We start from the raw sequence: 23,627 nt of genomic DNA on the forward strand, positions 1-23,627 counted from the left end.
TAAGAAGTGGGCAAATCCAATAAACAATTTTTGCTCCCGGAACGGTTCAGCAAACCTGAGGAAATCACGGCGCAGATTGGACAGGCGATCTTGGTCGTCTTTTATGATATCTCCTTCTAGGAAGCATTTGATCAATACTTTATGTGTGCCGCTCAGGAGTTCCCGATGCAAATCGTCCAGCCCGATGCTTATCACCTGGCAGCGTTCCCCGCCTACAATAGAATGCTGGATGGGAGGCTCATCAGGTGTTCCGTCATACACGACAACAATATTGACCTCAAAATCGTAAACAAGCAATCCTTGCTGCCTTTTGTCCGAATTACGGTATGCTATCGCCCCTACAGCATCCTCATCAACCGTATTTCCATAGTAAAAAGAAAAGTTGGTTAATTCCACGTTTCCCTCCATACATTCCTTGGCGAATTTCAGCCATTTCAGTTATAATGTAATTCTACATGTCCATGTAAGTTCCTTCTTTTAGGAGATAAGATCTTATGAAGGCGATAAACGAATATATAAGATTTCATTTCTCGGTCACGTTATTTCATAAACAACTATTTGAATGACAGGAGTTTTCGAGCCATGATCTTTAAGAACGCAAAAATCAACGCCTTCCGCACTTGGGGATTGCTGCTGACGATGCTGGGTATGGGCCTTATGGTGCTTGGTACAGCCGGAATCGTATTCTTCGGCCAAGCAGGCAAAATATTTGCCGGAATCGGATTGGTGTTTGGCCTGATTATGATGCTGGGGAGTCTCGGCATTTACTTTTGGGCGGGTATGCTATCCACGAGTGCGGTCCAAATTCAGTGTCCGGAATGCAATAAATTGACCAAGATGTTGGGTAAAACCGACCGCTGCATGTTCTGCCATACGATTTTGACACTGGATCCAAGTCAGGCCAACATCACAGCAGAAGAGCTTGAAGCCCAGCAGACCAGATCCTAAAGTGATTTGCAGAAACTTGCTATCTCAATAGGATTTGCAACCTGTAAGACGATTAAACATAAAGAACCCGGTTATCCTCGTGATAACCGGGTTCTTTATTATGATATGAAAATAAGTCCTACTAATCTTTATTCATGTATCGTCTTCAGAACATGCCAGGTTTCCGGAATGGCAAAACTTCGGTTCCACGAAGCAATGCCGCCAAGCTTCAGCTTTTTGGCCATATTCACTCGGGATTGCAGAGAAGTGCCGTCCTCCATCCATATTTTCTTGATGGATTCTCCCTCCGTGAATTGGACATAATTCTGTCCTGTACCGGCATCAAGCGTACCTTTCACCTTCTGTTCCTTAAGCAAGGCCTGCAGCTTCTCCATTCCAATCGCTTTGGAGGACACCTTCGTCTCTCCCGCTTCGCTTGTTTCCGTCCAGACCCGTGTATATAGCGGTACGCCCAACACCAGCTTGGATGACGGTACCGCGTCCTCTTCCATGATTCGCCTTACCGACTGCTCGGCCCATGGCAGCGAGGATACGGATCCCGCTTTCGGACTCGCGGCCCAGTGCTCGTCATAAGCCATCACCATCATGTAATCAACCGTCTCTCCGAGTCGTTTCCGATCGAGAAAGAGCGACCACATCTCGCTGTTCGATTTTGGCGTAACATCAATGGAAACGATAAGCCCTCTGGCTTTGGCCAGCGGCTTCATCTCCCTCACGAACTGAACGACATGATCCTTATCTTTGGTATGAACATTTTCAAAATCGATATTGATTCCGTCGAGTTTGTATTGTTTGGCATAAGCCAGCATCTGCTTGATAATATGCGATCTTCTATCAAAAGTAGACAGCGCCTCGGTTGTCATATCCGGATCGAAGCTGTTGTCCATCAGACCCCAAACCTCCATGTTCCTGTTATGGGCCCAGCTTACATACTGCTTAACGGCTTTAGATTTGACCGTGCCTTCACCATCCACAATGCTAAACCAGGTCGGGCTGACCACATTGACACCGGGCAGTTCGCCAATGCTATCCGTGCTTGGATTTTTGTTATAAACAGCTTCCCATGCCAGATTGACCGACTTGTTCTTCCATTCCAGCTCTGCCCGCGAAGGAGTCTGCGCAAGCATCGGAATTTCCTTTACGTCCCCAAGTTTAACCTGCTCTTTAGGAACATATCCCGTATACCCGTTATCTGCCTGAACGAATAACCGCCCCTCTTCTTCACGCCATACGCGAAGCCGCTCACCGGCCGGCATGTCCAATACAATCGGAGACTTCTTCTCCCCGCTCTCACGTAGAGCCACGGTTTCCTCAGGATTACCGGGTGCTGCTTCGGCAAGCTGAATCGAATCCCCCGCACGCATCAGAATAATGGCGCCTGTCGCCGAGTCCTCGTGAACACTCACGCCATAATGCTGTTTGAGCGGCTTAATCGGAACATAGGCAATGCCGTCAATCAGCTTAGGTGCGTAGGGAATGGTAACTGCCTTGCCATTCAGCTCGCCCTTCGTGCTCTCCATCTTCATGCGTAATACGGATTCCGAAGTCGTTACAAGGACGGATTCTGTTTCTTCCTCATAACGAATGTTGGCATCCACGCTCTCCTGAATAACCGTTATCGGCAGCAGCAGCTCTTCGCCGGAGCCCCGGGCAGGCTGTTCCTTTAGCTCTCCCTGAACAAAAATCGGCTTGTCCATTCCACGCCAATCCGGCACGGTATAGGTCTGGTTCGGAAATAATGTGGTGACAACCCACCAAGCGCCAGCCGCGACCAACAACAACCCCAGAAAGAAAGAGCCCCCTCTCGTGCGCCTCTTCTTTCCCCGATATCTTCTTCTTGCCAAACTACTCCCCCATTTCACTCTCGCTCATTACTAACTCCTTGACGCCAAATAGCGCCCTTAAAAATAAAAACGTGTGGAATGGTTCATTCCGCACGTTTATTTATAACAACCGGCGTCTATTGGCAGGACTTGCAGAGCCCATACAGCTCCATTCGTAGTCCCTTTACTTCAAACCCGGTGCTTTTCTCCGCTTGTATTCCAACATCTTCAAGGGACGGATAGCTGAAATCTTCAATTTTACCGCAACTCTGGCATATGACATGATGATGGTCCGATACGTTAGCGTCGAAACGACTCGAATTGTCCCCGTACGTCAGCTCTCGCACCATGCCGGCTTCAATAAACATTTTTAGATTGTTGTATACTGTGGCTACGCTCATACTAGGAAAATTAGGTTCCAGAGCCCGATAAATATCATCCGCTGTCGGATGGCCCATAGATTCCACCAGATACGTTAAAATTGCATGACGTTGCGGCGTGATACGGACACCGGTCGTTTTCAGTTGTTCCAGCGCATGCTGTACGGAAGTTCCCATGGTTGCCCACCGCCTTCAAGTTTTAACTGGGTGTTACAAAACTTATATCGTTCTTAGCCTTCATTGTACGGCGTTTCTTGGATTGTTGTCAATCCGGGAGAGGCGTCCACCCCCCGCTGTTCCGGCCTTCCTCCTGTTCCGGATAGCTTCGGTAGATGTTCAGATTGCTGTTTCCCTCTATATGAATGGAATGTTCGCCTGTACCGGATTCGCCGGAAATGGTTTTCTGTTCAATCAGAAGATTGGGCAGCGTCGTCAGAATGCTGCCGTAGCTAATCGTCCCTTCAAGCTTGTAATCACCCTCGAGCGGAACGTGAAGATTCATCTCTCCAACCGCACTATACACATTCCAATCGCCACCAATACGGGTTGAACGTATAGCCACTCCACCATTGAGGGATTCAGCGCTTAATTGCGACTCTACCCCGCTGATCAGAATGTTGCCGTTTCTCGTCTGAACCCGGATATGATCGGTCGTTCGCTTTACCGTCATATTCCCCACTTGCGTGGTCAAATCCGTTTCGCCCGTAATGTCGACAGCCAACATATTCCCCCGGTTAGTAGACATTTTAATATGACCGGTAACGCCGCGCGCCGTAATATCGCCATTTAAGGTCTTGCCCGTAACATTTCCATAAATCCGATCCATCGTAATCGGTCCATTACCGCTCTCCAGCAAAATATTCTCAATCGCTTCCACGCGGTTTAAGGTTATGGCTCCGTTCATCGTCCGTATCTCAAAATTGAATCGTCGATCATCCGGAACCGCGATGTTCACATTCATACGGGGCTGCCGTTTGCCCGATTCTCCATAGGCCTTCCCCTTGGACCGAATCGTAATCGTCTTGCCTTCCCCCACTTCGATCGTCGACTGCTCGGCGATCGCTTCGGCTAAACCGGGCTGCTCCTGATCGACCCATACTTCCGTCTCCACCTTGATATCGTCTACATCCTGCCTTGTGATGGAGATGTCCCCGTTTAAGTGATCGACGATGATTTTCTCGGTTTCAAGCTCAACGGGAATCTCCAATATCGGCTTCTCGAACCGGTTACCTTCAGCTTCGCTGTAATCCACTCCCGCTGCCGTCAAATTCAGGCTCACCCGATTCCAGAGATGGAGAAAATGCTCCTGCTGGGAAATGACGAATACGGAGGCCGTAACAGCCACTGCCAGCAGAATCCCCCTCAAGTCAGGCCGAAACCGAAATTCTTTGCGTCTGCCCAAGAGACGCGACAGCGTGTACCTGACTATATATTCAACGCCGAACAGGATAAACAACAGCGGCCACCAGCGCTGGAGCATAAATATATAATCCGTGCCTCTCCACTCGTCCAACAGCAATAATATGCCCGTGCATACAAGCAGCAAGGCGGCTGTATATCGTCCCACTCTAATTTTATGTTTCATCCGTCTCCTCCCCTCATCGGTTATCACCGTACCACTGTATGCGTTACAAGGATTTGCCCTTGTCTCTTCGGTGGCGGAGAGCTTCCCGGATCCCCGCCCATATCCCGATAACGATCAGCATGATAGCAGAGGCTTCCGCACCATAATCGCGGATTCCTGCCTGCAGCCAAGGCGGCTTCTGGTGAAACAAAATGAGCAGCGTCCCGGTAACAACCAACATGAGGCCAAAAGCGATTCCCCGCTCACCCCGGAACGGATGATTCCGTCCTGATCCGTCCTCGGAAGCAGCAGCCGCTGCCTCACCGCGTCTTTTTCGGGAAATAATATATTCCGCTGCCTGCAGCACGTCATACACGTTATAAAAATACCCCACCGGTATCAGAAGACCCAGAACGACAAGCAGCGGTACATTGATCTGTATTCCAATGGAAGAAAAATATAAAAGCGCCGATATGTCCAGCAGCAGCAACATTATAAATGTAATCCCCTTACGGTACATACCGAGGTACACATGACCCAGACCCGGAATGAGAGCGGCTAATAGAAGTGCATATAATTTCCGCTTTTTTCGCTGCAGCCCCGGGTGTCGCTTAACCTGGACCTGATGCCGTTTCTTCTTGCTGACTTGGGTTTGTGGTTCGGGTGTTAAATTCATAACCTTCTCGCCTCCTTCCAAACATCCTGGGACAGGCGCTGTTTTACGATGTTTTTCTTTGATAGTACCCCAACAAGGAGCTGAAGTAACTGGCAAAAAACTGGATAGACCGTCCGCAGAAAGCTGGCAAACCTACAAAAAAACGGCACCGCCTGTGGTTCAGCAGTAGCCGTTTGTTATGCTTCATTCCTATCCTATTCAGCCGTTACCATCGTTACATGGCCGATTCCCCGCAACTGCCGGGTGATCTCCATCGGTTCGAATTTGCGATCGGTCAAGACCTGCAGCGAGATTTCGAGCCCTAATACCGCAGGCTGCAGCTCCCCGTATGCCGCACCGCTTCGTTCGTTAACGATAAGCTTCTTGATCACGAATTCCTGTTCCTCCAGAACAGCGGATATGTCATCCAAAATATTCGGCGTATTTGCTGCGTGGACAGTAATCAGATGCAGTTTGCTGCCGCGGATGTAACGCTGCTCCAGCTTATTGAAGACAACCAGATTAAGAAGAATTAGCACCGTCGATACGATCGAGGCAAAATAAAAACCGGCCCCAATCGCTAACCCCACGGCCCCCACAACCCAGATGGACGCAGCAGTGGTTAGTCCGGTAATGGATTTTCCTGTAAACAGAATGGTACCGGCACCCAAGAAACCGATCCCTGTAATGACGGCCGTTGCCAAGCGCGCTGGATCAATCCGAACGTTAATCTCGTCTACAAAATCGGAGAAACCGTAAATGGATAACAGCATAATAAGCGTAGAACCCAAACATACCAATATATGCGTGCGCAGTCCTGCAGCATGGTTCGAACGTTCCCGTTCAAAACCGATCAAGCCGCCAAGCAGCATAGCCAGCAGCAATCTTAATAAAATGGATACATTATCTATCACCCAAGGATTATTCAAAAGAACGATACTCCCCTCACGTCTGCTTCAGTCGCTTATGCTTTATCATTCATTGTATATGAAGATGGAACTCGGTCAATTCCACACCCGGAGCAACCTCAAAAGCGCGATTTTTAACAAACCCGAATTTCTCATACAAGGTTACCGCAGGCGTATTGCGCGTCCCTGTTGAGACCACGAACATGGGCGCCTCCTTATAGGATTCCAACACGTGGCGAATTAATGTCCCCGCGATCCCTTTGCGAAAATGACCCGGATGGACCATCATTCGTGATATGGTGACCTGCTCCTGTTCCGGCTCGACTGCGATTGCTCCGATAAGATCTCCTTCTTCATTAATATAACCAAAAAAGGTTTCCCCGCTCGAACGGATCGTATCGAAGGTATCCTGCAGCGGAGGGATTTCCGAGAATCCGATTAATTCAGCTTCCAAAGGGTACGCCATGTGCTGCAGACTCCATATCTGCTGGACGGTATCCCTATCCTCCAAAGATAATGCTCTTATCATATATTCATCCCCTGACCAAGTTATTATAAGAAAAGCGTCTATCGACGTGCTCTCAAAAGAAGAAAGACCGCGTTTAGCGGTAGTTTTTCTTGCGATATCAGGCAGCAGACCCTCCGAAAGTTTATACTTTCCGATATCTTAAAAAGGAACTTGCCCCTGATGCGGGGCAAGCTCCCATTACCTAAAAAACAATTCGGGAACATGACGGATACACGTTGATTATCCGTTCAGCACCTCAACCAGCAGTTTGTTGGCCAGCGCAGGATTGGCTTTTCCCTTGCTCTCTTTCATCACTTGACCCACCAGGAAGCCGATCGCTTTCTGTTTACCTGCTTTGTAGTCCTCCACGGATTGCGGATTGTTTGCAACCACCTGCTCGACAATGCTCTTGATCGCACCTTCATCGCTGATTTGGACAAGGCCCTTCTCCTCAACGATTTGCGCAGGCAGCTTGCCGCTCTCCAGCATCTCTTTGAAGACGGTTTTGGCGATTTTGCTGCTGATGGTTCCCTTCTCGATCAATCCGATCATCTCGCCCAGGCCCTGGCCCGTGATCTTCACTTCAGACAGCTCCAGATTGTTCGAATTCAAATAACCCAGCAAATCTCCCATGATCCAGTTCGATACGGATTTAGCATCCTTCGTATAGTTCAAGCTGTCCTCGAAGAAGTCGGCGAGCAGCTTGGACGACGTGATGACCGCGGCATCATAATCCGGCAATCCATACTCCGATGCATAACGTGCCTTACGGGCATCCGGAAGCTCCGGAATCGTCGCACGAACGGCCTCTTTCCACTCTTCGCTAATATGCACCGATACCAGATCCGGGTCCGGGAAATAACGGTAGTCGTGCGCCTGCTCCTTCCCGCGCATGGAGAAGGTTTTTGCCTGCGCTTCGTCCCAGCGGCGGGTTTCCTGTACGATCACGCCGCCCTCATCGAGAATTTCCGTTTGCCGGTACTGCTCATATTCCAAGCCGCGCTGTACGCCGCGGAAGGAGTTCATATTCTTCAGCTCGGCCTTCGTGCCGAGTTCCTTCTGTCCCCATGGACGAAGACTGATGTTAGCGTCGCAGCGAAGCGACCCCTCTTCCATTTTCACGTCCGATACGTCGCAGTATTGCATAATCGCACGCATTTTCTCCAGATAAGCTTTCGCTTCCTCCGGCGTTGAGATCTCAGGCTCAGACACGATCTCAACCAGCGGCGTTCCTACGCGGTTAAAGTCAACCAGCGAGGCATAACCGCCATCCACGTGCGTGAGTTTACCTGCATCCTCCTCCAGATGAAGCCGGGTAATCCCGATTCGCTTCGTCTTTCCGTCCACCTCAATATCGATCCAGCCGTTCTCACCGATCGGCTGATCGTACTGGGAAATCTGGTATGCTTTCGGGGAATCCGGGTAGAAGTAATTCTTGCGGTCAAATTTGCTGACATCGCCGATGGTGCAGTTCAGCGCCATCGCAGCCTTCATGGCATATTCCACGGCCTGGCGGTTTAATACGGGCAGCACGCCGGGATGGCCAAGACAGATGGGACATGTATGTGTGTTCGGCGGGGCTCCAAACGCAGTGGAGCAGCCGCAAAATATTTTGGAATTCGTATGCAGCTCTACGTGCACTTCCAATCCGATAACCGTTTCATATTTTGATGTAGACATCGATTGTTTCCCTCCTTCTCTGCCGCCGGTTTACAGTTCAGGCCGCCGTTTGTGGTGTTCAGTATTTTGCTCATAGGCATGCGCGACGCGCAGTACGGTCGACTCATCAAAGGCTTTGCCGATAATTTGCATACCTACAGGCAGTCCGTCCGCGAATCCGCAAGGAATACTGACTGCCGGCACACCTGCCAAGCTGACAGGAATCGTCAGGATATCATTCAAATACATCGTCAGCGGATCGTCGACCTGAGCTCCGAGCTTGAAAGCCGTAGTCGGAGCCGTAGGTCCGATGATGACATCATATTGCTCGAATACTTTATCGAAGTCCTGCTTGATAAGCGTACGGGCTTTCTGTGCCTTCAAATAATAGGCGTCGTAATAACCCGAGCTAAGCGCATAGGTACCCAGCATGATGCGGCGTTTCACCTCGTCGCCGAAGCCTTGGCTGCGGGACTCATGATACAGGTCGATCAGGCTGCCTGCATTGTCGGAACGAACGCCATAGCGCACGCCGTCAAAGCGGGCCAGGTTCGACGAGGCTTCCGAAGAAGCGAGCAAATAATATGTTGCTACCGCATAGTCGGTATGCGGGAGGGAAACTTCATCCCAGGTAGCGCCCATCGCTTCGAGCACCTTCAGTGCGTTCAGGACGGTTTCCTTCACTTCAGCGTCAACGCCCTCGCCCAGGTATTCCTTAGGCACAGCAATGCGAAGACCGGTAACGTCTCCGGATAATGCGCTCAGATAGTCGGGCACGTCCACTTTGGCAGATGTCGAATCCATCGGATCGTAACCGGCAATGGCTTGCAGGACATAAGCGGAATCTTCCACATTTTTCGTCAAAGGCCCGATCTGATCCAGCGATGATGCAAAGGCAACAAGGCCGAAACGGGATACGAGGCCATAGGTTGGCTTCAGTCCCACGACACCGCAATAAGAGGCAGGCTGCCTGATGGAGCCGCCTGTATCCGACCCCAACGCAAAGTAGGCTTCACCTGCAGCTACGGCCGCAGCCGAGCCGCCGCTTGACCCGCCGGGTACCCGCTCTAAATCCCATGGGTTGCGCACGGGATAGAAGCTGGAATTCTCATTGGAGCCTCCCATTGCAAACTCGTCCATGTTCAGCTTGCCGATTGTCACCGTATCCGCTGCACGCAATTTACCGACAACCGTTGCATCATAAACCGGCGTGAAATTGGACAAAAACTGACTTGCGCATGTGGTGCGAAGTCCTTCTGTCACGATATTATCCTTGATTCCGACAGGAAGCCCGAACAACAGTCCGCGCGTCCCCTCTGAAGCCAGCCTCTCATCCAAAGCCTTGGCGGATGAACGAGCGCCTTCTTCGTCCAAAGTAATAAATGCCTTCACCCGATCCTCACGTTCGGAAATACGGGTAAAAGCTTGGTCAACCAGATCGGTTACGGAAAGCTCCTTATTCTGCAGCTTATTATGTATCTCCGTTAACTTGTAATCAAACAGACTCAAGTGTGTATCCTCCCTTCAGGCTATTCCAAAACAGCAGGTACTTTAATTTGATCGTCTTCTTCATCCGGTGCGTTAAGCAGCACCTTCTCGATAGGCAAGCTCTCGCGAACCTCGTCTTCTCTCATGACATTGCTGAGATGAAGCACGTGTGTAGTCGGCTCAACACCTTCTGTATCCAATTCATTTAACTTCTCGGCATATTGTAAAATCGCATTCAGTTGGCCGGTAAACATCTGCTCTTCTTCAGGCGTCAAATTCAAACGGGCCAACTTCGCTACATGCTGAACATCCTTATCGGTAATGCTCATGGCTTTGCATCCTCCTTCATGCCCCTATCCAGTTAAAGGGGTAAAGTCTGTCACGACAACTTTTCTCATTATATTGTAGAAGCATGCAAGATTCAATCCAAACAGCTTGAAGCTTGCTGCTCGAAGCTACTTTTCCATTCCATCAAAAAAGAGTCGGCCTCAGCCGACTCTTCTAAATCCAAGCACGAAGATTCACTTGTTTGATGAAATCCGCCTGGGATATTGCTTCCTTGGTTTCTTCTTCCTCTTCAACACTTTCCAACTCGCCGTTCATCACTTGATGGAACAGCTTCTCATTATATGTCGACAGGGCGAAATCGATGAGCGCTTCCCGCTCGACCCGCTCAGCTTCCTGCTTCAACACGATTGATTCCAGCTCGACATCATCTGCCGGAACAAAAAAATTACGGTTGAGGCTCGGAATCCGAATGACGTAATCGAACGCATTGTCCGGATTTCGGTCATAAGCGATGATATAACCGTATTGACCGATTGGAAGATTCTGCTCAAAGGCGTCCGCAACGATTGTAATCTTTTCCCCTAAACGCAGCATCGTCTACCTCCTGAGTGTCTATCCTTTTTTAAGAGATAAGAAAATATAAACTTCAGAGGTTTATCATCCTTATCTCACAAGAAAAACTTCCGCTAAATACGGTCTCTCTTCCGATAACGTACGTCGATGACGTTTTTCTTGTCTTCATAGTCTACTAAAAAAAGATAGAGATGTCCATGTGATTCAGATAAAACCTGAATCTCCCATGAAAACTAGGATTGCGGGGACAGCGGACTCCTTCTAAGCAGCCTCGCGGCAACGATAATCGACACCGCCATAATCAGCATGGCAACGAGTACCGGTGACCACGCGCTGCTCCCTGCGCCAAGAATTCGCTCAGCGGCCATGCTGCTTAAACGGCCCGGACTCCATAGAACGCGGGAGGGCAGCAAACCGGATAAGAGCGAAAGTACGCCGGCAACTGCCAAGCTGATGAAGGCCGCAGCCGGCCCGCGAAGGACGGCACCGAGGGGCAGCACAAGCGTTACGATCCAGGCCAGCCATACAGCATATAAGCCCCCGCCGCTGGTAACCGATCCCCATTCCAAAGGACCGATGAGCTGATACGTGTAATATGCAGCACCGCCAAGTCCAATCGCAAAAGAAACGACCAGCAGCGTCATCAAGGCGGCCCATTTGGCAGACATCATGGGGATCGTGGATACCGAGCGGGCGAGAACAAGCTCAGCCGTGCCGGTGGCTCGCTCCCCTGCTACCGTGTTCATTCCCGCCAGCACAAGCACCAGCAGGCCGATGGTGCTGAATTGGCTCAAGGTTGATGCCATGACATTCTCGGCGGACGGGACGGTAAATAATGCCGCCGCTTCCGGGGGCAATTCCCCGGCCATGGTCAGGATATCCGGCAAATAATAGGTGGAAACCGGCTGCATAATGCCAAGAAGCAGAAAGACTGCAGGTACCCAAATCCATTTATAGGTCCGGCTTGCCTCGAGCATTTCTTTTTGATAATAAATCCAGAACGACTTCATGAGCCCACCACCTTCATAAACATATCCTCGAGCGAAGACGTGCCTGCTTCAAAACGAAGCAGCTCGATTTCGTCATCGGCAAGCTCCTTGATTAAAGCAGCCCGCGCAAGATCCATATCCGTCACCATCAGCTTGGCGCCGCGTTTGCCGAGTTCGATCTCATGCACATAAGGACGGTTCACAAGACTGTCGAGCCAAGCAACCTCCCGCTCCCCCGGTTCAACCTCAATCGATAGGACCGGCTGGCGATATTTCGTGCGAAGTTCGCTAAGCGCACCTTTCTCCGCAATTTCCCCGTCTACCATCAGTACCATGTCATCGCAGATTTCCTCCGCATCGTGAAGCACATGGGTTGAGAACAGAACGGTGACTTCCCCGCGCAAGCGGCCCAGCAGGTCCATAACCTCACGACGCCCGATCGGATCAAGCGCCGATACCGGCTCGTCCAGCATGATCAGCTCAGGCTTATGCACCAGCGCTTGAGCAATGCCAAGCCGCTGCTTCATTCCGCCGGAGTAACCGGATATTCGGCGTTTGGCTGCCTGCTCCAGGCCAACCATTTCGATGACTTCCCGACTTCGCTTATTAGCCTCTCGTCCGGATATTCCCGACAGCTTGGCGCTGAAAGACAAGTACTCCATGCCCGACATCCAGCTGTAAAACTTCGGATACTGAGGCAAGTAACCGATCCGTTGACGCCAGCCGTTCGTTTGCGTATCGGCTGAACCATATCGGATATCACCCCGGGTTGGAGGTATTAATCCAGCCAGCATCCGCAGTGTAGTTGTTTTGCCGGCACCATTAGGACCAAGCAGGGCCGTACAGCTTCCTCGCTGCAATTCAAATGAAATGCCCTTAACCGGCGTGATGCTTCCTATGCTTTTGGTCAATTCATGAATGCTTAAAATTTTTTCCGTCAAGCTTCTCTCCTCCCCGCAACAAAATAAGCAACGCTGCCAAGAAGGTTACCCAGCAGTATAATCAACACCCATACCCATCTCGGTCCACGTATGTTTGCCGGCTCTGCCCGAAACAAAGATATCAGCCCCGTTACTGCGAGAATGGCTTGCAATGCAAGAATCGGCCAGATCAATCCCCAATTAATTTCCATAATAATCCCCCATGTTCCGTATATAATGAAGAAACTTAAGACTTGCGGTCATCTTTGTGGATGACGAATATCCAGTAAAAGAGCAGCGGCATCGGCATTGTCGTAGACCCCCATATCCCCCAGAACCAAGCCATCTTGCCAAGCCCCCGCTTCCTCGCATCCAAGAAAAGCCATGTCCCTTGAATCAGCACAAGCACAACGGCAAGGATGATCACTCCCAGCGGGCTCTCGTTAACTTCATTCATCAGATCCCCTTCTTTCCGGCAGATCTCAGACTCTTGGAAAATACAAGAACGGAAATCCCGGCAACCATGCCGAACCCGTGAATAAACAGTAGGATCTTCGGCGCCGCCAAGGCAGCCATCAATCCGCCACCAACGATAAAGAGTGAAATCAGAAGAAAGAGCAGCAATTCGTATTTCATCCGCCGCCGCTTGCGCTCCAAGGTATGAACGGCCAGCGTATGCAATCCTTCCAGGGATGGGGATGGCGCATCCTCAAACAATTGATCCACCCGCTCCATTTCTTTGGTAAATCCTTCAATCCATATTTCGTCCTCATGCTCAGGTCCTTTGACCATCGTCACCCATCTCCTTTCGCAGCTGTTTGATACCGTAGGCTGTTCGTGATTTCACCGTTCCTTCGGGAATACCGAGCATCGTTCCGATTTCATCATAGCTATAGCCGTAATAATGCTTCAGCAAGATGGCAATCCGGTGATCCTCAGATAAGCGGGATAATCCATTCAGCATATCCGTCCAATCTTCTCCCCGCCGCTCCATCTGCCAGCGCATCCGCCTTGCCGACTGAACCGCCTCCTGCTCCAGCCATTTCTTCTCCCGTTTCTTACGCCGGGTGCTATCGATGAACAACCGGGTAGCAATGGTAATCATCCAGGAGGAGAAGGACGAAGTCCCGTTATAACGGTTCATATTCTCCATGCATCGAACAATGGTATCCTGTGCAGTATCCTCTGCAACCATCGGGTCCATCGTCACTTTTAGCAAATATTTATAAAGAAAGGAATAATGCTGCTTGAACAGCAGCGCCATAGCCGCTGCATCTCCTAATTGCGCTTGTTGTATCAAGCCCTCTTCATCAGGGATCATGAAAAAATCATCACCTTCTTTCGCATTCCAACCGTAATACGATTAACAACAGCCAATCGTTCAAATGGAGTTTTATATTTATCCTGTACCGAATGATATCAATTATTAAAACCTATCATGACGGTAAGAAATTCATCGATATCTGTAAAAAACTCAAAAAAAAGCAGCCGACTAAAAATCGGCTGCCCTCTCCAATAGAAAGAATCCATTCAGTTCATGATGAGGGTGTCATGTTCGCATGTCGATCTATTGATTAAATCGTATAACCTGCAGCCGATGATGCCATGGCTGCTGCGCGATCCCTTCATCCTTCACCAGCCTGTCCCAGACAACTGAGGATATTTCCGTCTGAATCTGCCGGTGGAACTCCGGTTGTCGATCAATCGCTTCGCTTCTTGTAACACTCCCGTTCAACAGCGATAGATGATCTTTCCTCACTGGCGTTTCCCCCTAATCACGTCCATGCCAAAAAACTCCCCATAAAATAAAAGAACGCAAACCGGGATGAATTCCACAGTCTGCGTGCTTCGCATGGGTAACAATTAATTAATCGTATTGTATCAATGTTGTCCAGGTTTGTCCAGACAAAGTTTCCCGATTTATGTCGGAAGCTATCTTATCGTCTGGCAGGAACGTAAGGATTCCGCTGCTTTTCATAACCGATGGTTGTTCGAGGACCATGGCCGGAATACACAACGACCTCATCCGGGAAGGTATACAGCGTATTTTGAATGGAATCAATCAAATCACGTTCACGGCCTCCAGGAAGGTCCGTTCGCCCAACCCCGAGACGGAACAGCACATCGCCGGAAAACAGATCATTTCCACACTTAAAGCTTACACTTCCGGGGGAATGTCCCGGTGTATGAAAGACGCTGAAGGTATGTCCGATGAGCTGCAGCTCAAGTCCATCCGCCAAATCGTACTCAGCCGGCTCGGTGGACAGCGGTTCCGTTACCTGCGGCCACATCATCGAGCCGTTAAGCTTCGGATTGGACAGCCATTCACTCTCCAGGGTGTGCAGGTAAACAGGACAGCCCTTCAGCTTGCGGATCTCCTCAACGCCCCCCATGTGGTCGAAATGCGCATGGGTCAGCAGGATCGCTTCAATCTCCAAATCGGCTATTCGCTTCACAAGCGGCCCCGGGTTCATGCCAGGATCGATAATGATCGCTTTGCCTTCTACAGGCCCTGTCAGTAAATATGCATTCGTCTGAAGCGGTCCTAAATTAAAGGTCTCAATATGAAGTGTCATGATTAGAACCCTGACATCAGTTCACGCAATTCCTTAATGATGGCAGCGTGGAACTCATACCCTTCCCCGTAAGCTTGAATAATGCTTTGCCGCGTGACCGCAAGGTTGTCCTGATAGTCCGATGCTTCACGATCCGGATTGTTCTGCTTGAACTCAATCATAAACTTCTGAACATGCGCCGGACGCGGTCCCCACGTGCCGAGAACATGTCCCCCGGTATCCGAAATAATAACAACCGGAATGGAACGGGCACCCATGGTCAGGAACTGATCCATGACGTCCAGATTCTCTTCCATAATCAGCACTTCCGTCTCAATTCCCGCGGTCTCCATCGCGCGAAATACGACAGGGATATTGCGCGCAACATCGCCGCACCAATCCGCTGCCAGAATGAGGACCCGCAGATCATCCCTGAAATTGAGGCTTTCAAAAAACTCTTTATCCTCTTCATTCTCCCAGACAAACTGTTCATATCCTGCCTTGAACGTCTCCTGGTTCTTCTGCATGCCGTCCATAAATTGCTGTGGAGATATGCCTGTCCCCAAATGATTTGCCATATTCATACTCATTCGTTATTTCGACCTCGCCTTCGATGATTTTATCCATTTTATCAGAAAATAAAGAATCATGACGGCCAATGCCCCCAGCAGAATTTCCTGCACGTACGGACCTGCCTTCTCGTCAATATGCTCCCATTGATCGCCTAGAAGCAATCCGAGGTATAAGAATAATGTCGTCCATGGAATAACGGCTAGGGTGGTCAGCAGCGTAAACCTTCCCACAGGCATCTTGGATATGCCTGCCGGTATGGAAATCGCATGCCGTACCACCGGTACAAACCGTGCCGTAAATATAACGCCGGTACCGTACTTGCCGAACCATTCTTCAGCGTAATCGATATGCTTCTTCTTAATCAATATGTACTTCCCGTACTTCTCCAAAAAGGGCCTGCCTCCGTAACGGCCGATCCAATAGATAAACAACTGTGCGAGCACGCCGCCAACGGTACCAAAAATCATGGCTCCGATAAAGTTAACTTCACCTAGGGATACCAGATAACCGCCATAGGCAAGTACAATCTCGCTTGGAATGACCTCCACCATTAAACCTATCATGATTCCAAAATAGCCCAGCTGCTGGATCCATTCAAACAATCGGCCTACAGCCTCGTATAAGAATTCCACGCTTGTCCCCCGCTTTCTTCCTGCGTTGATTTCTTATACTAGCCTATTCTAACACAGCTCAGGACATGCCTTCTACTGCGCCCAATTATAGGCGGCACAGTGACTTTCGCCCGTTTCGGGACATATGGTGAAGCAAAGGAGTGAGTTACGCATGCATTCTCCCCATGCCAAACAACCGGGCAGCAAGCCCCCCTCCCCGCGCGGTATACGGCGGGCCTGCAGCAAAGAATTATACCGCACGACCAAACGTCTCAAGCTGTACCTTCCTCCGGAATCCTTGAAGCAAGGCGAAGAATTGTATTACCGGAAGGTGATAGGCAATTTGATCTGGATCCACGAAAACTACAGCAATAAGAAGCTTTTGTGCGACTGGTGGGAAAAGGAAGTCTGCGGCGAACTGGCCGAGCTATGGGAGGTTCCGGAACGTCAGTTGGCCTCGGCCTTCCGGGATGCCTTCGGCGGATAACATTGCCCTTCCTTGTACTAGCAACTATCCTGAACGGGCAGGCACGCGATAAGCCGCTATAGATTGCGACACACGATTCAAGTTAGCGGCGGGCGGGGATATCTGCCTGTTCAGGCTGCCTTGCCGCATGCTTTCGTGCTCCTCCCCCATTCAACGTTTTTTCCAATCGGGTGGTTTGCCTTACCGCAAGTATAGACAGATCGAATTCCCGGTCATTCCGATGAGAATCCATCTCACGAAGATTTGCCGCAAGGGAACGATAGCGCTTCAAGATATTTAACCCGGTCCGGGCCGCTTCAACCGATCTGACGGATTCTCCTGCCGTCCGGTGCCAATCTGCGAGGGAAGCCAGCTTCAGCACGGCTCGGGTTTGTTTGACATCATTGAACCGATCCCGATTGATGGCCGCTAGATACCAAGCTGCCGCCTCTTCCGATTGGCCTCGGAGCGAGTAAGCCTCTGCCAGCTTCCAGCTCAGCTCCGGGTGATTCGGTGCATACACCAAACTTCGCTTCAGCTGCGGGATTCGCTGGCTTGGGGGAAGCCAATCCGCCAGGCTCAATGTTGCCTCCGTGTTGGCGGGGTTCCACTTTAACGAGGATTGAAGGAGCGCTATTTGCGCTCCGGGCGGTTCCGAAGCGGCCCATCGCTCTTTGACCTCGCTGATGCCCAGCGCAGCAGCGAGAAGAACCCAGACCGCGAGCAGAATGATCGCCGTAACCCGGAGCAGTGACAGCGACTGTAACGGCGGATATTCCCGCTTCGTTTTATAAACAGCTAGCCGCTTCCTCCCTATTTTGAACCGTTTGCGTCTTTGAGTTGTATGAGGTCCGTTTTGCACTTCCCGACCAGAAGGAGTCGTAGCGAAGCCCATTACCGTAAGCCACAACAGCAGCAGCCATACCAGCCCAAAGCTCCAGTCAAAATCCACAGCCGCGTGCACGATCAGCACGAGGACAGCGGGCATGAGCCGAGAGCTCACAGCAATAAGCCTTGCCACCATAAAGCTAACCAAAACAAGGACAAGCAGCAGCCCGATCACTCCCGTATTCAGCAGGATATCCATATATCCGCTGTGCACCTCGGCACCCACGTAGGGCTGGGACTGCATGGCAAGGTAGGACTGCCGCCACGTCTCCCCTCCACGTCCCAGCCACAGCGACGACCGGGCCAGCTGCCACGCGTCGCTGTATAGGAGGCGGCGTGCGCTCAGCGTTGCCGCGCCGCCGAGGGTCCGATCCTGCACCTGATGCAGGATCACCGCTCCGGCTGCGGCAGCCAGCAGTGCCGCAGCTCCCAGGGCCCCTGGCGCGGCATACCGCCGCCGCGGGCCCCCGCTGTGCCGCCAGCGGCACAGCAGCTGGCCGGCGAGGACACCGCCGGCCCAAAGCCCGGCCAGCCACAGCAGGCCGGGCAGCACCGCCGGAGCCAGCTTGGCATCAGCCAGCTGGCGGTACAGCAGCGCCGCGCTCGCCAATGGCGCGGCGGCAGCCACCAGGAGCGGCGCGAAGGCACGCCGCTCCTTAGCGAAGCCGGCCGCGCACGCGAGTGCGGCCGCGAGCCAGGCGCCGCGCGACTCCGTCAGGAGCAGCGCGGCAGTGTAGGGCAGCAGCGGCAGCAGGGCAGCCGCTGCGCGGAGCGTGCCCGTCCGGGTCCGCAGGACGGGCGGCAGCACGAACAGCCGCTCCAGCAGGAAGGCGGCCATCACGGCCCCGAACGTGTTCGGGTACTGAAGCAGGCCGCCAAGCCTCGCGCCGGACGCGCTGATGTTCGCATCCGCCGTATGATAGATCCCATACGGCAGCTCCAAAAGCCCATATACGGCAAGCAAAGCACTCCCGCACAGCACAGCGCCCAACAGATGCCAGCCTATTTGCATCAAACGTAAGCCGTCACCTGTACGGCTTATACGCCAGGCAACAGCTGTAAAAGAGGCATAACTTCCCCACAGGATGATCTCCTTCATCGTGCCTTCCAATGAGAGCGGCCGCCCGATCCCATGAAGCACGTACATGAGAATCATTCCGCAGATGCACCCCAATACCACTCGCAACCCTTTATCTAAATTAACCAAGCCAGATATCATGCCAGTACCAGGAAATCCCCGGCCTTGGATTCCATCATGCCGTTTAGCTGCCATCATAAGCAGCAGTAGCATCCCAAACCCTGCTCCGACCCCATAGACATCCCCGTCAAAAAACATTCCGCTCCGGATACCTGCCACAAAGACAAGTGCAATCAGCATCATCCCGCAAATACGATGCAGGGTCCTCCATGCCATGAACCAGCGCCCCCGTTCCGATGCATAACCATTATCCCCGGCTGCTCCTTACAGGGCATCCGTCCTTCGTGGCCAAACCATCTATTAGCATTGTGGGCAAGGACATACGTTGTTATTCTGAAGCAGCGTCGGTGGAACTCATCGGAGTTATAAGGCCGCTTTGACCCCCGAAGTTTATACTTTCTGACTATCTAAAAAAGCGATGAAAATGCAGTCGCACTTTCATCGCTTTTTCCGGAATCCGCATGATGTGATTTTACGTATCCGGCAGCAAGTCCTTGCACGCCCGTTCAAGATATGGCGAGGCGCTTAAAAAATCGCGGAACGCGGTATATTCCTGCCACAGCTTATCCCGATCTCCCGCAGAACCGCTTACCGCCCGGATCAATATATTCTTCGGAGTATGTTCCATATCAATAAACTCCAGCAGCTGCGTCTTGTAACCCATCAGATCGAGGAGCTTGGCTCGAATGGCGTCCGTGGCAAGGGCCGAGAAGCGTTCCTTCAATATACCGTGGGACAGCAGCGGTTCCATCATGGGGCTTTGGACTTGGGAGAACAGCTCATGCTGGCAGCAAGGCACCGACAGAATGACTGAAGCGCCCCAACGAACCGCTTTTTCCAGTGCAGCGTCTGTTGCCGTATCGCATGCATGCAGCGTGACCACCATATCCACCTGCTCCAGTTCGTCATATTCCGCAATGTCCCCGACAAGAAACTGCAATTGGGTGTAGTTCAGTTTTTTCGCCAGCATACTGCAGTGTTCGATGACATCCGCCTTGAGATCCAAACCGACAATATTCAGCTTTCTGCGCGCGGTTACCGCCAAATAGTGATATAAAGCGAAGGTCAGATAGGATTTGCCGCAGCCAAAATCAACGATCGTCAGTGGACGGTCCTCCGGCAGGTGGGGAAGCACATCCTCAACCATCTCCAAAAATCGGTTGATCTGTTTGAACTTATCGTATCGGCGGGCAAATACTTTGCCCTCTTCACTCATGATGCCGAGCTCCACCAGAAACGGAACAGGCTCTCCCTCTTCAAGGATATACGTCTTTTTCCGGTTATGGGACAAATCCGTTTTTGTCTTGGAGGGGGATTTGGTCAGAATCGAAACCTTGTATTTCTTCGAGATCAGAACCTGATAGTCCGCTTCCGGCGTATACATCATCGCTTGCCGGAATACATTCTCGAACATGTCAACCAGCACGGCCTCCGCCTCATCGGCCGGCACGTTCTGATGGGTGACTTTGGTTCCGGAATAATAGGCAAACTGATAGTGCAACTTGTTCTTGAGCTCTACGGGCTTAACCGTTACTTTGCTGTAGGTCATGCCTTCCCGCTTGCGGAGCTGGCTTAGCGTAGCTGTGATCAATGATCCTTCTTCCATGATGTTGTGAATCAATTTTCTTAATGCATCCAAAAGGTACATCTCGCTTTCTTTATATGATAGACAGGTTAATCCCGCTTAGGTCAACGACTTGTCGCCTTTCACCGCTTCATGCGGAAAACGACGCTTAAGCTCATCCATTCCTTCGTGGACTTCCTCCAGCGGAAGCCCGCCCTTCGCCAAATCCTCAGGCAGCTTCAGCTGCAATCTTTGATAGAACTGCACAGCTTCGCCATATTCCATCTTGCCATTATCCAGCAGTTGGTAGAGGGTGTTCTCCGCTTCTGCGTACATCCCCTGCTGCTCCATATACGCATAGTAATCCCGCATCGCTGTTTCTGGCCATGCATACGACCTTAAACGTTCTCTCACCATACCGATCCGTTCCGTCAACCCGATCAGCTTCAAATCCGCTCCTTGCAGGGCCGACTTCAAATATAGCTGAAAGACCTTGGTATAGAGCATAACGGCTTCTTCTTCACGCTCCAGCTCAAGCAGCAGGGATGCTTCCTCTTCCATTAGCCTCGCGGCGCTTTGCAGCTTGTCCGCTTCCAGATAACCGTGACTGCGAAATAGCTGCTCAATATCGGCAGCGGACAATGAGCGAAGCAGCTCTGAATTCAACCGGAACTGTCGTTTGAAGAGCTCATCCAGCTCCCATAGCGCTTCTGTGTGCTTGCGCTCCTGCTTAAGCGAAAACACCTTGGCAATCATCTGTGTCATATCCTCAATTAGCCGCACGAGATAATCCCTGCGAAACATACGCGCACCCCCAACCTGCATCCATGTCAGATGCAGCGTATTCCTGATCTTCATCTTTACTATACTGCGTTCAACTGCCAAGAAACCAAGAAGGAATGCCGGGGCAGCCTTTAGCGAATCATCCTTTACAAGGGAGAAATTTGCCGGTTCAAACTCAAGCCGGATCACGATTAAATTGTAGGCTATCCGGGGCCAGAATTCCAGTTCCCGACCTCCCCCTCCCATTCTCGCTCTACTTCGGCCGGCCAAGCATACGAGGTATGGCGCGTCTGGGCACAAAATAAATGAACGGATATCCCGCTAGGGGGTATCCGTTCATTATAAACTATTGAAAGATTCTCATGCGTTATTCATTCGTAAGCCGTCCCATGAAAGAAGTGATGACCTCGCCGAGCTTCTCCGGCGTCTCCATCATACTCATATGTCCTGCGCCCTCGATTACATATTGAGTCACGTTGTCATGGTCTGTCGTAAAGGTACGCTCTGCCGGAATCAATCCGTCCTTCTCCCCTGCTACCAGCAGGATAGGCAGCGTGGACGCGGAGAGCACATCGCGTCGGTCCGGACGCTCACGCATCGCCTGCGCCGCTCCGATTGCTCCCTGAGGTGGCGTTAGATAGCCTATCTCCTTCGCCCGCTGAATACATTCCGGTTTGTTATCCTTCGTATCCGGAGCGAATAAGCCGGGCACCAATCCGTCAACAAAAGCCGTAATGCCCTCCCCTTGGATGGTGCTGACCGCCTGCACCCTCTTCTCCTTCGCTTCGTCCGAATCCGGGTAGCCTGTGGAATGAATCAGGCCGAAGGCGTTCAAACGAGAAGCGTAACGCTGGGCAAAGGAGAGCGTGATATATCCTCCAAGAGAATGACCGAGTAACGCTGCCTTCGGAATGTCGAGCTCATCCATCAATAGCAGTACATCGTCTGCCATCTGTTCAATGGTATACGATCCCATCGGTGCATCAGACCGCCCGTGACCACGGAGATCCGGTACAATGACTCTGAAGCCTTGAAGAAATGGCAGTACCTGTTCCCAGTAGGCGGAGCTTCCACAGAAACCGTGAAGCAGAATGATCGGCTCACCTTGTCCCTGATCAACATAACAAATCGTGCTGCCGTTGCATTGTACTTTTTCCATAGCGATACCCTTCTTTCTATTCAGCGGATGCCATGTGATAGACACCCATTATTTTATAAAGAATGATCTATTATTAAACAAAAACAACCCCGGCTGAAACGCCATGTCTTACGGCCTAAGGCCAAAGGCAATAGCGGCTTGCTTCGCTATCTGCTCCGCCATCCCCATGACTTGGTATAAGGACGTCACTTGAAGAGTCCAATACGGCTTCGGTCCATGGACGTTCACAACCGCTGCCACGCTATAATCCCCCACTGCCGGAAGCCTCCCGCCGACGGACTGGGCAGGCGTCAGTGGACCCTCGCATGTAAAGAAATATCCGACTGACGAGGATTGTCCCAAGCATGCATCAATGGCAATAATCGACTTATCCTCAGGTATGCCTTGAAGTCTTGCCTCAAGATTAAAAGCGTCACACGGTTCGGGCAGCGTCCCGATCACATGCGGGAAACCGTATTCCGAGAGCCGGCTTCCTGTTAGCGGTCCGAGTGCATCTCCTGTGGAACGGTCAGTGCCAATACATAAAAATACGATGCTATCCAGCGCATGCCGCTGCGAAATCGTCCGAAAAAAATCCGCCAGTTCATGCCCCGACATTTTAGCTTTTACAGCCTGTACGCCTGGCGTCTTGCCGGCTTGTTCGCTCATGACGGACCTCCTCCTTGATTACATCGCTTAAAACCTTGCTTTTTACAGCCTAAAAAACCTTTTTTTCCTGATTTTAACCTATCTCTGTCTCCGATGGCAAAAACATTGGTCGAGCCGCACGGTAACATGGTACAATACAGGGATGAAAATCGTAAATCCGCCTATGAGAGGATGGTGTTAATCCATGGATTTGAGTGAAAAATCACAAGCTAATGTCGAGTATATGATTGAACAGATTAAAACCAAGCTTCGGATGGCTACAGGTGCTGCCATGCAAGCCTCCGCCTTCTCGGTTAACCAATATGATGATATTTATGATTTGTACGATATGGTCATGAATAAGCAAAACCTGAGTATATCGGAAGTGGAAGCAGTTGTATCGGAGCTCGGGCAGCTGCGCGGGAACCAGTAGATCATCATTAGCCCTTTTATAGCAAAGCCCCCGGAACTTCGCTGATCCAAGCGATGTTCCGGGGGCT

At 51.1% G+C, this 23,627-nt stretch carries 29 protein-coding genes (1 of these 29 cut by a window edge); 3 read left to right on the top strand and 26 right to left on the bottom strand.

The annotated features are described in order from the left end of the window. Positions 1-396, bottom strand: the 5' portion of a protein-coding gene (locus tag MKY82_RS29070; protein ID WP_220683897.1) for a nucleotidyltransferase-like protein. 483 nt of this gene lie to the left of the window's left edge; 396 of the gene's 879 nt are visible here — the first part of the coding sequence; it begins with the start codon at positions 394-396; the stop codon falls past the left edge of the window. Positions 397-582: 186 nt separating this feature from the next. Between MKY82_RS29070 and MKY82_RS29075 the strand changes: the two genes are divergently transcribed. Continuing rightward, positions 583-948, top strand: coding sequence for a YgzB family protein (locus tag MKY82_RS29075; RefSeq protein WP_071219578.1), 366 nt, complete (start codon positions 583-585; stop codon positions 946-948). A gap of 128 nt (positions 949-1,076) precedes the next feature. Here MKY82_RS29075 and MKY82_RS29080 read toward each other — a convergent pair whose 3' ends face one another. The 20 genes from MKY82_RS29080 to MKY82_RS29175 all read right to left on the bottom strand — a co-directional run bounded on the left by MKY82_RS29080 (position 1,077) and on the right by MKY82_RS29175 (position 16,463). Next, the gene (locus MKY82_RS29080) at positions 1,077-2,792 is read right to left on the bottom strand and encodes a glycosyl hydrolase family 18 protein (protein ID WP_339294897.1); all 1,716 of its coding nucleotides are present in this window, start codon (positions 2,790-2,792) and stop codon (positions 1,077-1,079) included. A gap of 116 nt (positions 2,793-2,908) precedes the next feature. After that, on the bottom strand, positions 2,909-3,328 hold the full coding sequence (gene perR / locus MKY82_RS29085) for a peroxide-responsive transcriptional repressor PerR (RefSeq protein ID WP_071219580.1): 420 nt from the start codon (positions 3,326-3,328) through the stop codon (positions 2,909-2,911). Between the two features lie 88 nt (positions 3,329-3,416). After that, entirely contained in the window at positions 3,417-4,736 is a 1,320-nt protein-coding gene (locus tag MKY82_RS29090; RefSeq protein ID WP_194544571.1) for a DUF4097 family beta strand repeat-containing protein, read from the bottom strand. Between the two features lie 43 nt (positions 4,737-4,779). After that, the gene (locus MKY82_RS29095) at positions 4,780-5,391 is read right to left on the bottom strand and encodes a hypothetical protein (protein ID WP_339294898.1); all 612 of its coding nucleotides are present in this window, start codon (positions 5,389-5,391) and stop codon (positions 4,780-4,782) included. Positions 5,392-5,585: 194 nt separating this feature from the next. Then, entirely contained in the window at positions 5,586-6,299 is a 714-nt protein-coding gene (locus MKY82_RS29100; RefSeq protein WP_071219583.1) for an MgtC/SapB family protein, read from the bottom strand. 49 nt (positions 6,300-6,348) lie between these two features. Beyond that, positions 6,349-6,807: a GNAT family N-acetyltransferase gene (locus tag MKY82_RS29105; RefSeq protein ID WP_339294899.1), complete on the bottom strand. Its 459-nt coding sequence runs from the start codon at positions 6,805-6,807 to the stop codon at positions 6,349-6,351. Between the two features lie 219 nt (positions 6,808-7,026). Beyond that, entirely contained in the window at positions 7,027-8,466 is a 1,440-nt protein-coding gene (gatB, locus tag MKY82_RS29110; protein ID WP_071219585.1) for an Asp-tRNA(Asn)/Glu-tRNA(Gln) amidotransferase subunit GatB, read from the bottom strand. Between the two features lie 30 nt (positions 8,467-8,496). After that, the gene (gene gatA, locus MKY82_RS29115) at positions 8,497-9,954 is read right to left on the bottom strand and encodes an Asp-tRNA(Asn)/Glu-tRNA(Gln) amidotransferase subunit GatA (protein WP_194544573.1); all 1,458 of its coding nucleotides are present in this window, start codon (positions 9,952-9,954) and stop codon (positions 8,497-8,499) included. A 20-nt stretch (positions 9,955-9,974) separates the two neighbouring features. Next, entirely contained in the window at positions 9,975-10,262 is a 288-nt protein-coding gene (gene gatC / locus MKY82_RS29120; protein WP_071219587.1) for an Asp-tRNA(Asn)/Glu-tRNA(Gln) amidotransferase subunit GatC, read from the bottom strand. A 172-nt stretch (positions 10,263-10,434) separates the two neighbouring features. Continuing rightward, positions 10,435-10,815 carry an ATPase gene (locus MKY82_RS29125; protein WP_071219588.1) on the bottom strand — a complete coding sequence of 127 codons (381 nt, stop codon included), beginning with the start codon at positions 10,813-10,815 and terminating at the stop codon, positions 10,435-10,437. 212 nt (positions 10,816-11,027) lie between these two features. After that, the gene (locus MKY82_RS29130) at positions 11,028-11,804 is read right to left on the bottom strand and encodes an ABC transporter permease subunit (protein WP_220683892.1); all 777 of its coding nucleotides are present in this window, start codon (positions 11,802-11,804) and stop codon (positions 11,028-11,030) included. Next, on the bottom strand, positions 11,801-12,724 hold the full coding sequence (locus MKY82_RS29135) for an ABC transporter ATP-binding protein (protein WP_339294900.1): 924 nt from the start codon (positions 12,722-12,724) through the stop codon (positions 11,801-11,803). Before MKY82_RS29135 ends, MKY82_RS29130 begins: the two co-directional genes overlap by 4 nt. Beyond that, on the bottom strand, positions 12,721-12,915 hold the full coding sequence (locus tag MKY82_RS29140) for a PLDc N-terminal domain-containing protein (RefSeq protein WP_071219591.1): 195 nt from the start codon (positions 12,913-12,915) through the stop codon (positions 12,721-12,723). The genes MKY82_RS29135 and MKY82_RS29140 overlap by 4 nt, the downstream gene beginning before the upstream one ends. 35 nt (positions 12,916-12,950) lie before the next feature. Beyond that, positions 12,951-13,160 carry a hypothetical protein gene (locus MKY82_RS29145; protein WP_071219592.1) on the bottom strand — a complete coding sequence of 70 codons (210 nt, stop codon included), beginning with the start codon at positions 13,158-13,160 and terminating at the stop codon, positions 12,951-12,953. Next, positions 13,160-13,495, bottom strand: coding sequence for a YxlC family protein (locus tag MKY82_RS29150; protein WP_071219593.1), 336 nt, complete (start codon positions 13,493-13,495; stop codon positions 13,160-13,162). Before MKY82_RS29150 ends, MKY82_RS29145 begins: the two co-directional genes overlap by 1 nt. After that, complete coding sequence (gene sigY / locus MKY82_RS29155) at positions 13,479-14,024, bottom strand: RNA polymerase sigma factor SigY (protein ID WP_194544576.1); 546 nt, start codon at positions 14,022-14,024, stop codon at positions 13,479-13,481. The genes MKY82_RS29150 and sigY overlap by 17 nt, the downstream gene beginning before the upstream one ends. Before the next feature lie 246 nt (positions 14,025-14,270). Beyond that, positions 14,271-14,462, bottom strand: coding sequence for a hypothetical protein (locus MKY82_RS29160; protein ID WP_071219595.1), 192 nt, complete (start codon positions 14,460-14,462; stop codon positions 14,271-14,273). Between the two features lie 178 nt (positions 14,463-14,640). Then, on the bottom strand, positions 14,641-15,279 hold the full coding sequence (locus tag MKY82_RS29165) for an MBL fold metallo-hydrolase (RefSeq protein WP_194544577.1): 639 nt from the start codon (positions 15,277-15,279) through the stop codon (positions 14,641-14,643). Between the two features lie 2 nt (positions 15,280-15,281). Continuing rightward, positions 15,282-15,848, bottom strand: a complete 567-nt coding sequence (locus MKY82_RS29170) for a thioredoxin family protein (RefSeq protein ID WP_220683887.1) — start codon at positions 15,846-15,848, stop codon at positions 15,282-15,284. Between the two features lie 3 nt (positions 15,849-15,851). Continuing rightward, positions 15,852-16,463, bottom strand: a complete 612-nt coding sequence (locus tag MKY82_RS29175) for a DedA family protein (protein ID WP_339294901.1) — start codon at positions 16,461-16,463, stop codon at positions 15,852-15,854. Between the two features lie 151 nt (positions 16,464-16,614). Between MKY82_RS29175 and MKY82_RS29180 the strand changes: the two genes are divergently transcribed. Then, complete coding sequence (locus tag MKY82_RS29180) at positions 16,615-16,929, top strand: hypothetical protein (RefSeq protein ID WP_071219599.1); 315 nt, start codon at positions 16,615-16,617, stop codon at positions 16,927-16,929. 82 nt (positions 16,930-17,011) lie between these two features. Here MKY82_RS29180 and MKY82_RS29185 read toward each other — a convergent pair whose 3' ends face one another. The 5 genes from MKY82_RS29185 to yyaC form a co-directional block, all read right to left on the bottom strand. Beyond that, positions 17,012-19,210 carry an O-antigen ligase family protein gene (locus MKY82_RS29185; RefSeq protein ID WP_339294902.1) on the bottom strand — a complete coding sequence of 733 codons (2,199 nt, stop codon included), beginning with the start codon at positions 19,208-19,210 and terminating at the stop codon, positions 17,012-17,014. Between the two features lie 256 nt (positions 19,211-19,466). Further along, positions 19,467-20,642, bottom strand: coding sequence for an SAM-dependent methyltransferase (locus tag MKY82_RS29190; protein WP_339294903.1), 1,176 nt, complete (start codon positions 20,640-20,642; stop codon positions 19,467-19,469). A gap of 36 nt (positions 20,643-20,678) precedes the next feature. Next, positions 20,679-21,587 carry a DUF6483 family protein gene (locus tag MKY82_RS29195; RefSeq protein ID WP_339294904.1) on the bottom strand — a complete coding sequence of 303 codons (909 nt, stop codon included), beginning with the start codon at positions 21,585-21,587 and terminating at the stop codon, positions 20,679-20,681. Between the two features lie 121 nt (positions 21,588-21,708). Continuing rightward, positions 21,709-22,500 (bottom strand): alpha/beta hydrolase, encoded by a 792-nt coding sequence (locus tag MKY82_RS29200; protein WP_339294905.1) that lies wholly within the window; start codon positions 22,498-22,500, stop codon positions 21,709-21,711. Between the two features lie 108 nt (positions 22,501-22,608). Continuing rightward, on the bottom strand, positions 22,609-23,148 hold the full coding sequence (yyaC, locus tag MKY82_RS29205; protein WP_071219601.1) for a spore protease YyaC: 540 nt from the start codon (positions 23,146-23,148) through the stop codon (positions 22,609-22,611). 184 nt (positions 23,149-23,332) lie between these two features. On the opposite strand from yyaC, the gene MKY82_RS29210 reads away from it, so the two are divergent. Beyond that, positions 23,333-23,560: a DUF1128 domain-containing protein gene (locus MKY82_RS29210; RefSeq protein ID WP_015737472.1), complete on the top strand. Its 228-nt coding sequence runs from the start codon at positions 23,333-23,335 to the stop codon at positions 23,558-23,560. Positions 23,561-23,627: the final 67 nt, after the last annotated feature.

The organism is Paenibacillus sp. FSL W7-1279 (assembly GCF_037969845.1).
Lineage (GTDB): Bacteria > Bacillota > Bacilli > Paenibacillales > Paenibacillaceae > Paenibacillus_AQ.

Excerpts from the sequence above, each read along its gene's own strand:
- MKY82_RS29075 (WP_071219578.1), top strand. The coding sequence starts at position 583 with ATGATCTTTAAGAACGCAAAAATCAACGCCTTCCGCACTTGGGGATTG.
- perR (WP_071219580.1), bottom strand. The coding sequence starts at position 3,328 with ATGGGAACTTCCGTACAGCATGCGCTGGAACAACTGAAAACGACCGGT.
- MKY82_RS29090 (WP_194544571.1), bottom strand. The coding sequence starts at position 4,736 with ATGAAACATAAAATTAGAGTGGGACGATATACAGCCGCCTTGCTGCTT.
- MKY82_RS29095 (WP_339294898.1), bottom strand. The coding sequence starts at position 5,391 with ATGAATTTAACACCCGAACCACAAACCCAAGTCAGCAAGAAGAAACGG.
- MKY82_RS29105 (WP_339294899.1), bottom strand. The coding sequence starts at position 6,807 with ATGATAAGAGCATTATCTTTGGAGGATAGGGATACCGTCCAGCAGATA.
- gatB (WP_071219585.1), bottom strand. The coding sequence starts at position 8,466 with ATGTCTACATCAAAATATGAAACGGTTATCGGATTGGAAGTGCACGTA.
- gatC (WP_071219587.1), bottom strand. The coding sequence starts at position 10,262 with ATGAGCATTACCGATAAGGATGTTCAGCATGTAGCGAAGTTGGCCCGT.
- MKY82_RS29125 (WP_071219588.1), bottom strand. The coding sequence starts at position 10,815 with ATGCTGCGTTTAGGGGAAAAGATTACAATCGTTGCGGACGCCTTTGAG.
- MKY82_RS29130 (WP_220683892.1), bottom strand. The coding sequence starts at position 11,804 with ATGAAGTCGTTCTGGATTTATTATCAAAAAGAAATGCTCGAGGCAAGC.
- MKY82_RS29140 (WP_071219591.1), bottom strand. The coding sequence starts at position 12,915 with ATGGAAATTAATTGGGGATTGATCTGGCCGATTCTTGCATTGCAAGCC.
- MKY82_RS29145 (WP_071219592.1), bottom strand. The coding sequence starts at position 13,160 with ATGAATGAAGTTAACGAGAGCCCGCTGGGAGTGATCATCCTTGCCGTT.
- MKY82_RS29150 (WP_071219593.1), bottom strand. The coding sequence starts at position 13,495 with ATGGTCAAAGGACCTGAGCATGAGGACGAAATATGGATTGAAGGATTT.
- sigY (WP_194544576.1), bottom strand. The coding sequence starts at position 14,024 with ATGATCCCTGATGAAGAGGGCTTGATACAACAAGCGCAATTAGGAGAT.
- MKY82_RS29165 (WP_194544577.1), bottom strand. The coding sequence starts at position 15,279 with ATGACACTTCATATTGAGACCTTTAATTTAGGACCGCTTCAGACGAAT.
- MKY82_RS29170 (WP_220683887.1), bottom strand. The coding sequence starts at position 15,848 with ATGAGTATGAATATGGCAAATCATTTGGGGACAGGCATATCTCCACAG.
- MKY82_RS29180 (WP_071219599.1), top strand. The coding sequence starts at position 16,615 with ATGCATTCTCCCCATGCCAAACAACCGGGCAGCAAGCCCCCCTCCCCG.
- MKY82_RS29185 (WP_339294902.1), bottom strand. The coding sequence starts at position 19,210 with ATGGCATGGAGGACCCTGCATCGTATTTGCGGGATGATGCTGATTGCA.
- MKY82_RS29190 (WP_339294903.1), bottom strand. The coding sequence starts at position 20,642 with ATGTACCTTTTGGATGCATTAAGAAAATTGATTCACAACATCATGGAA.
- MKY82_RS29195 (WP_339294904.1), bottom strand. The coding sequence starts at position 21,587 with ATGGGAGGGGGAGGTCGGGAACTGGAATTCTGGCCCCGGATAGCCTAC.
- MKY82_RS29200 (WP_339294905.1), bottom strand. The coding sequence starts at position 22,500 with ATGGAAAAAGTACAATGCAACGGCAGCACGATTTGTTATGTTGATCAG.
- yyaC (WP_071219601.1), bottom strand. The coding sequence starts at position 23,148 with ATGAGCGAACAAGCCGGCAAGACGCCAGGCGTACAGGCTGTAAAAGCT.
- MKY82_RS29210 (WP_015737472.1), top strand. The coding sequence starts at position 23,333 with ATGGATTTGAGTGAAAAATCACAAGCTAATGTCGAGTATATGATTGAA.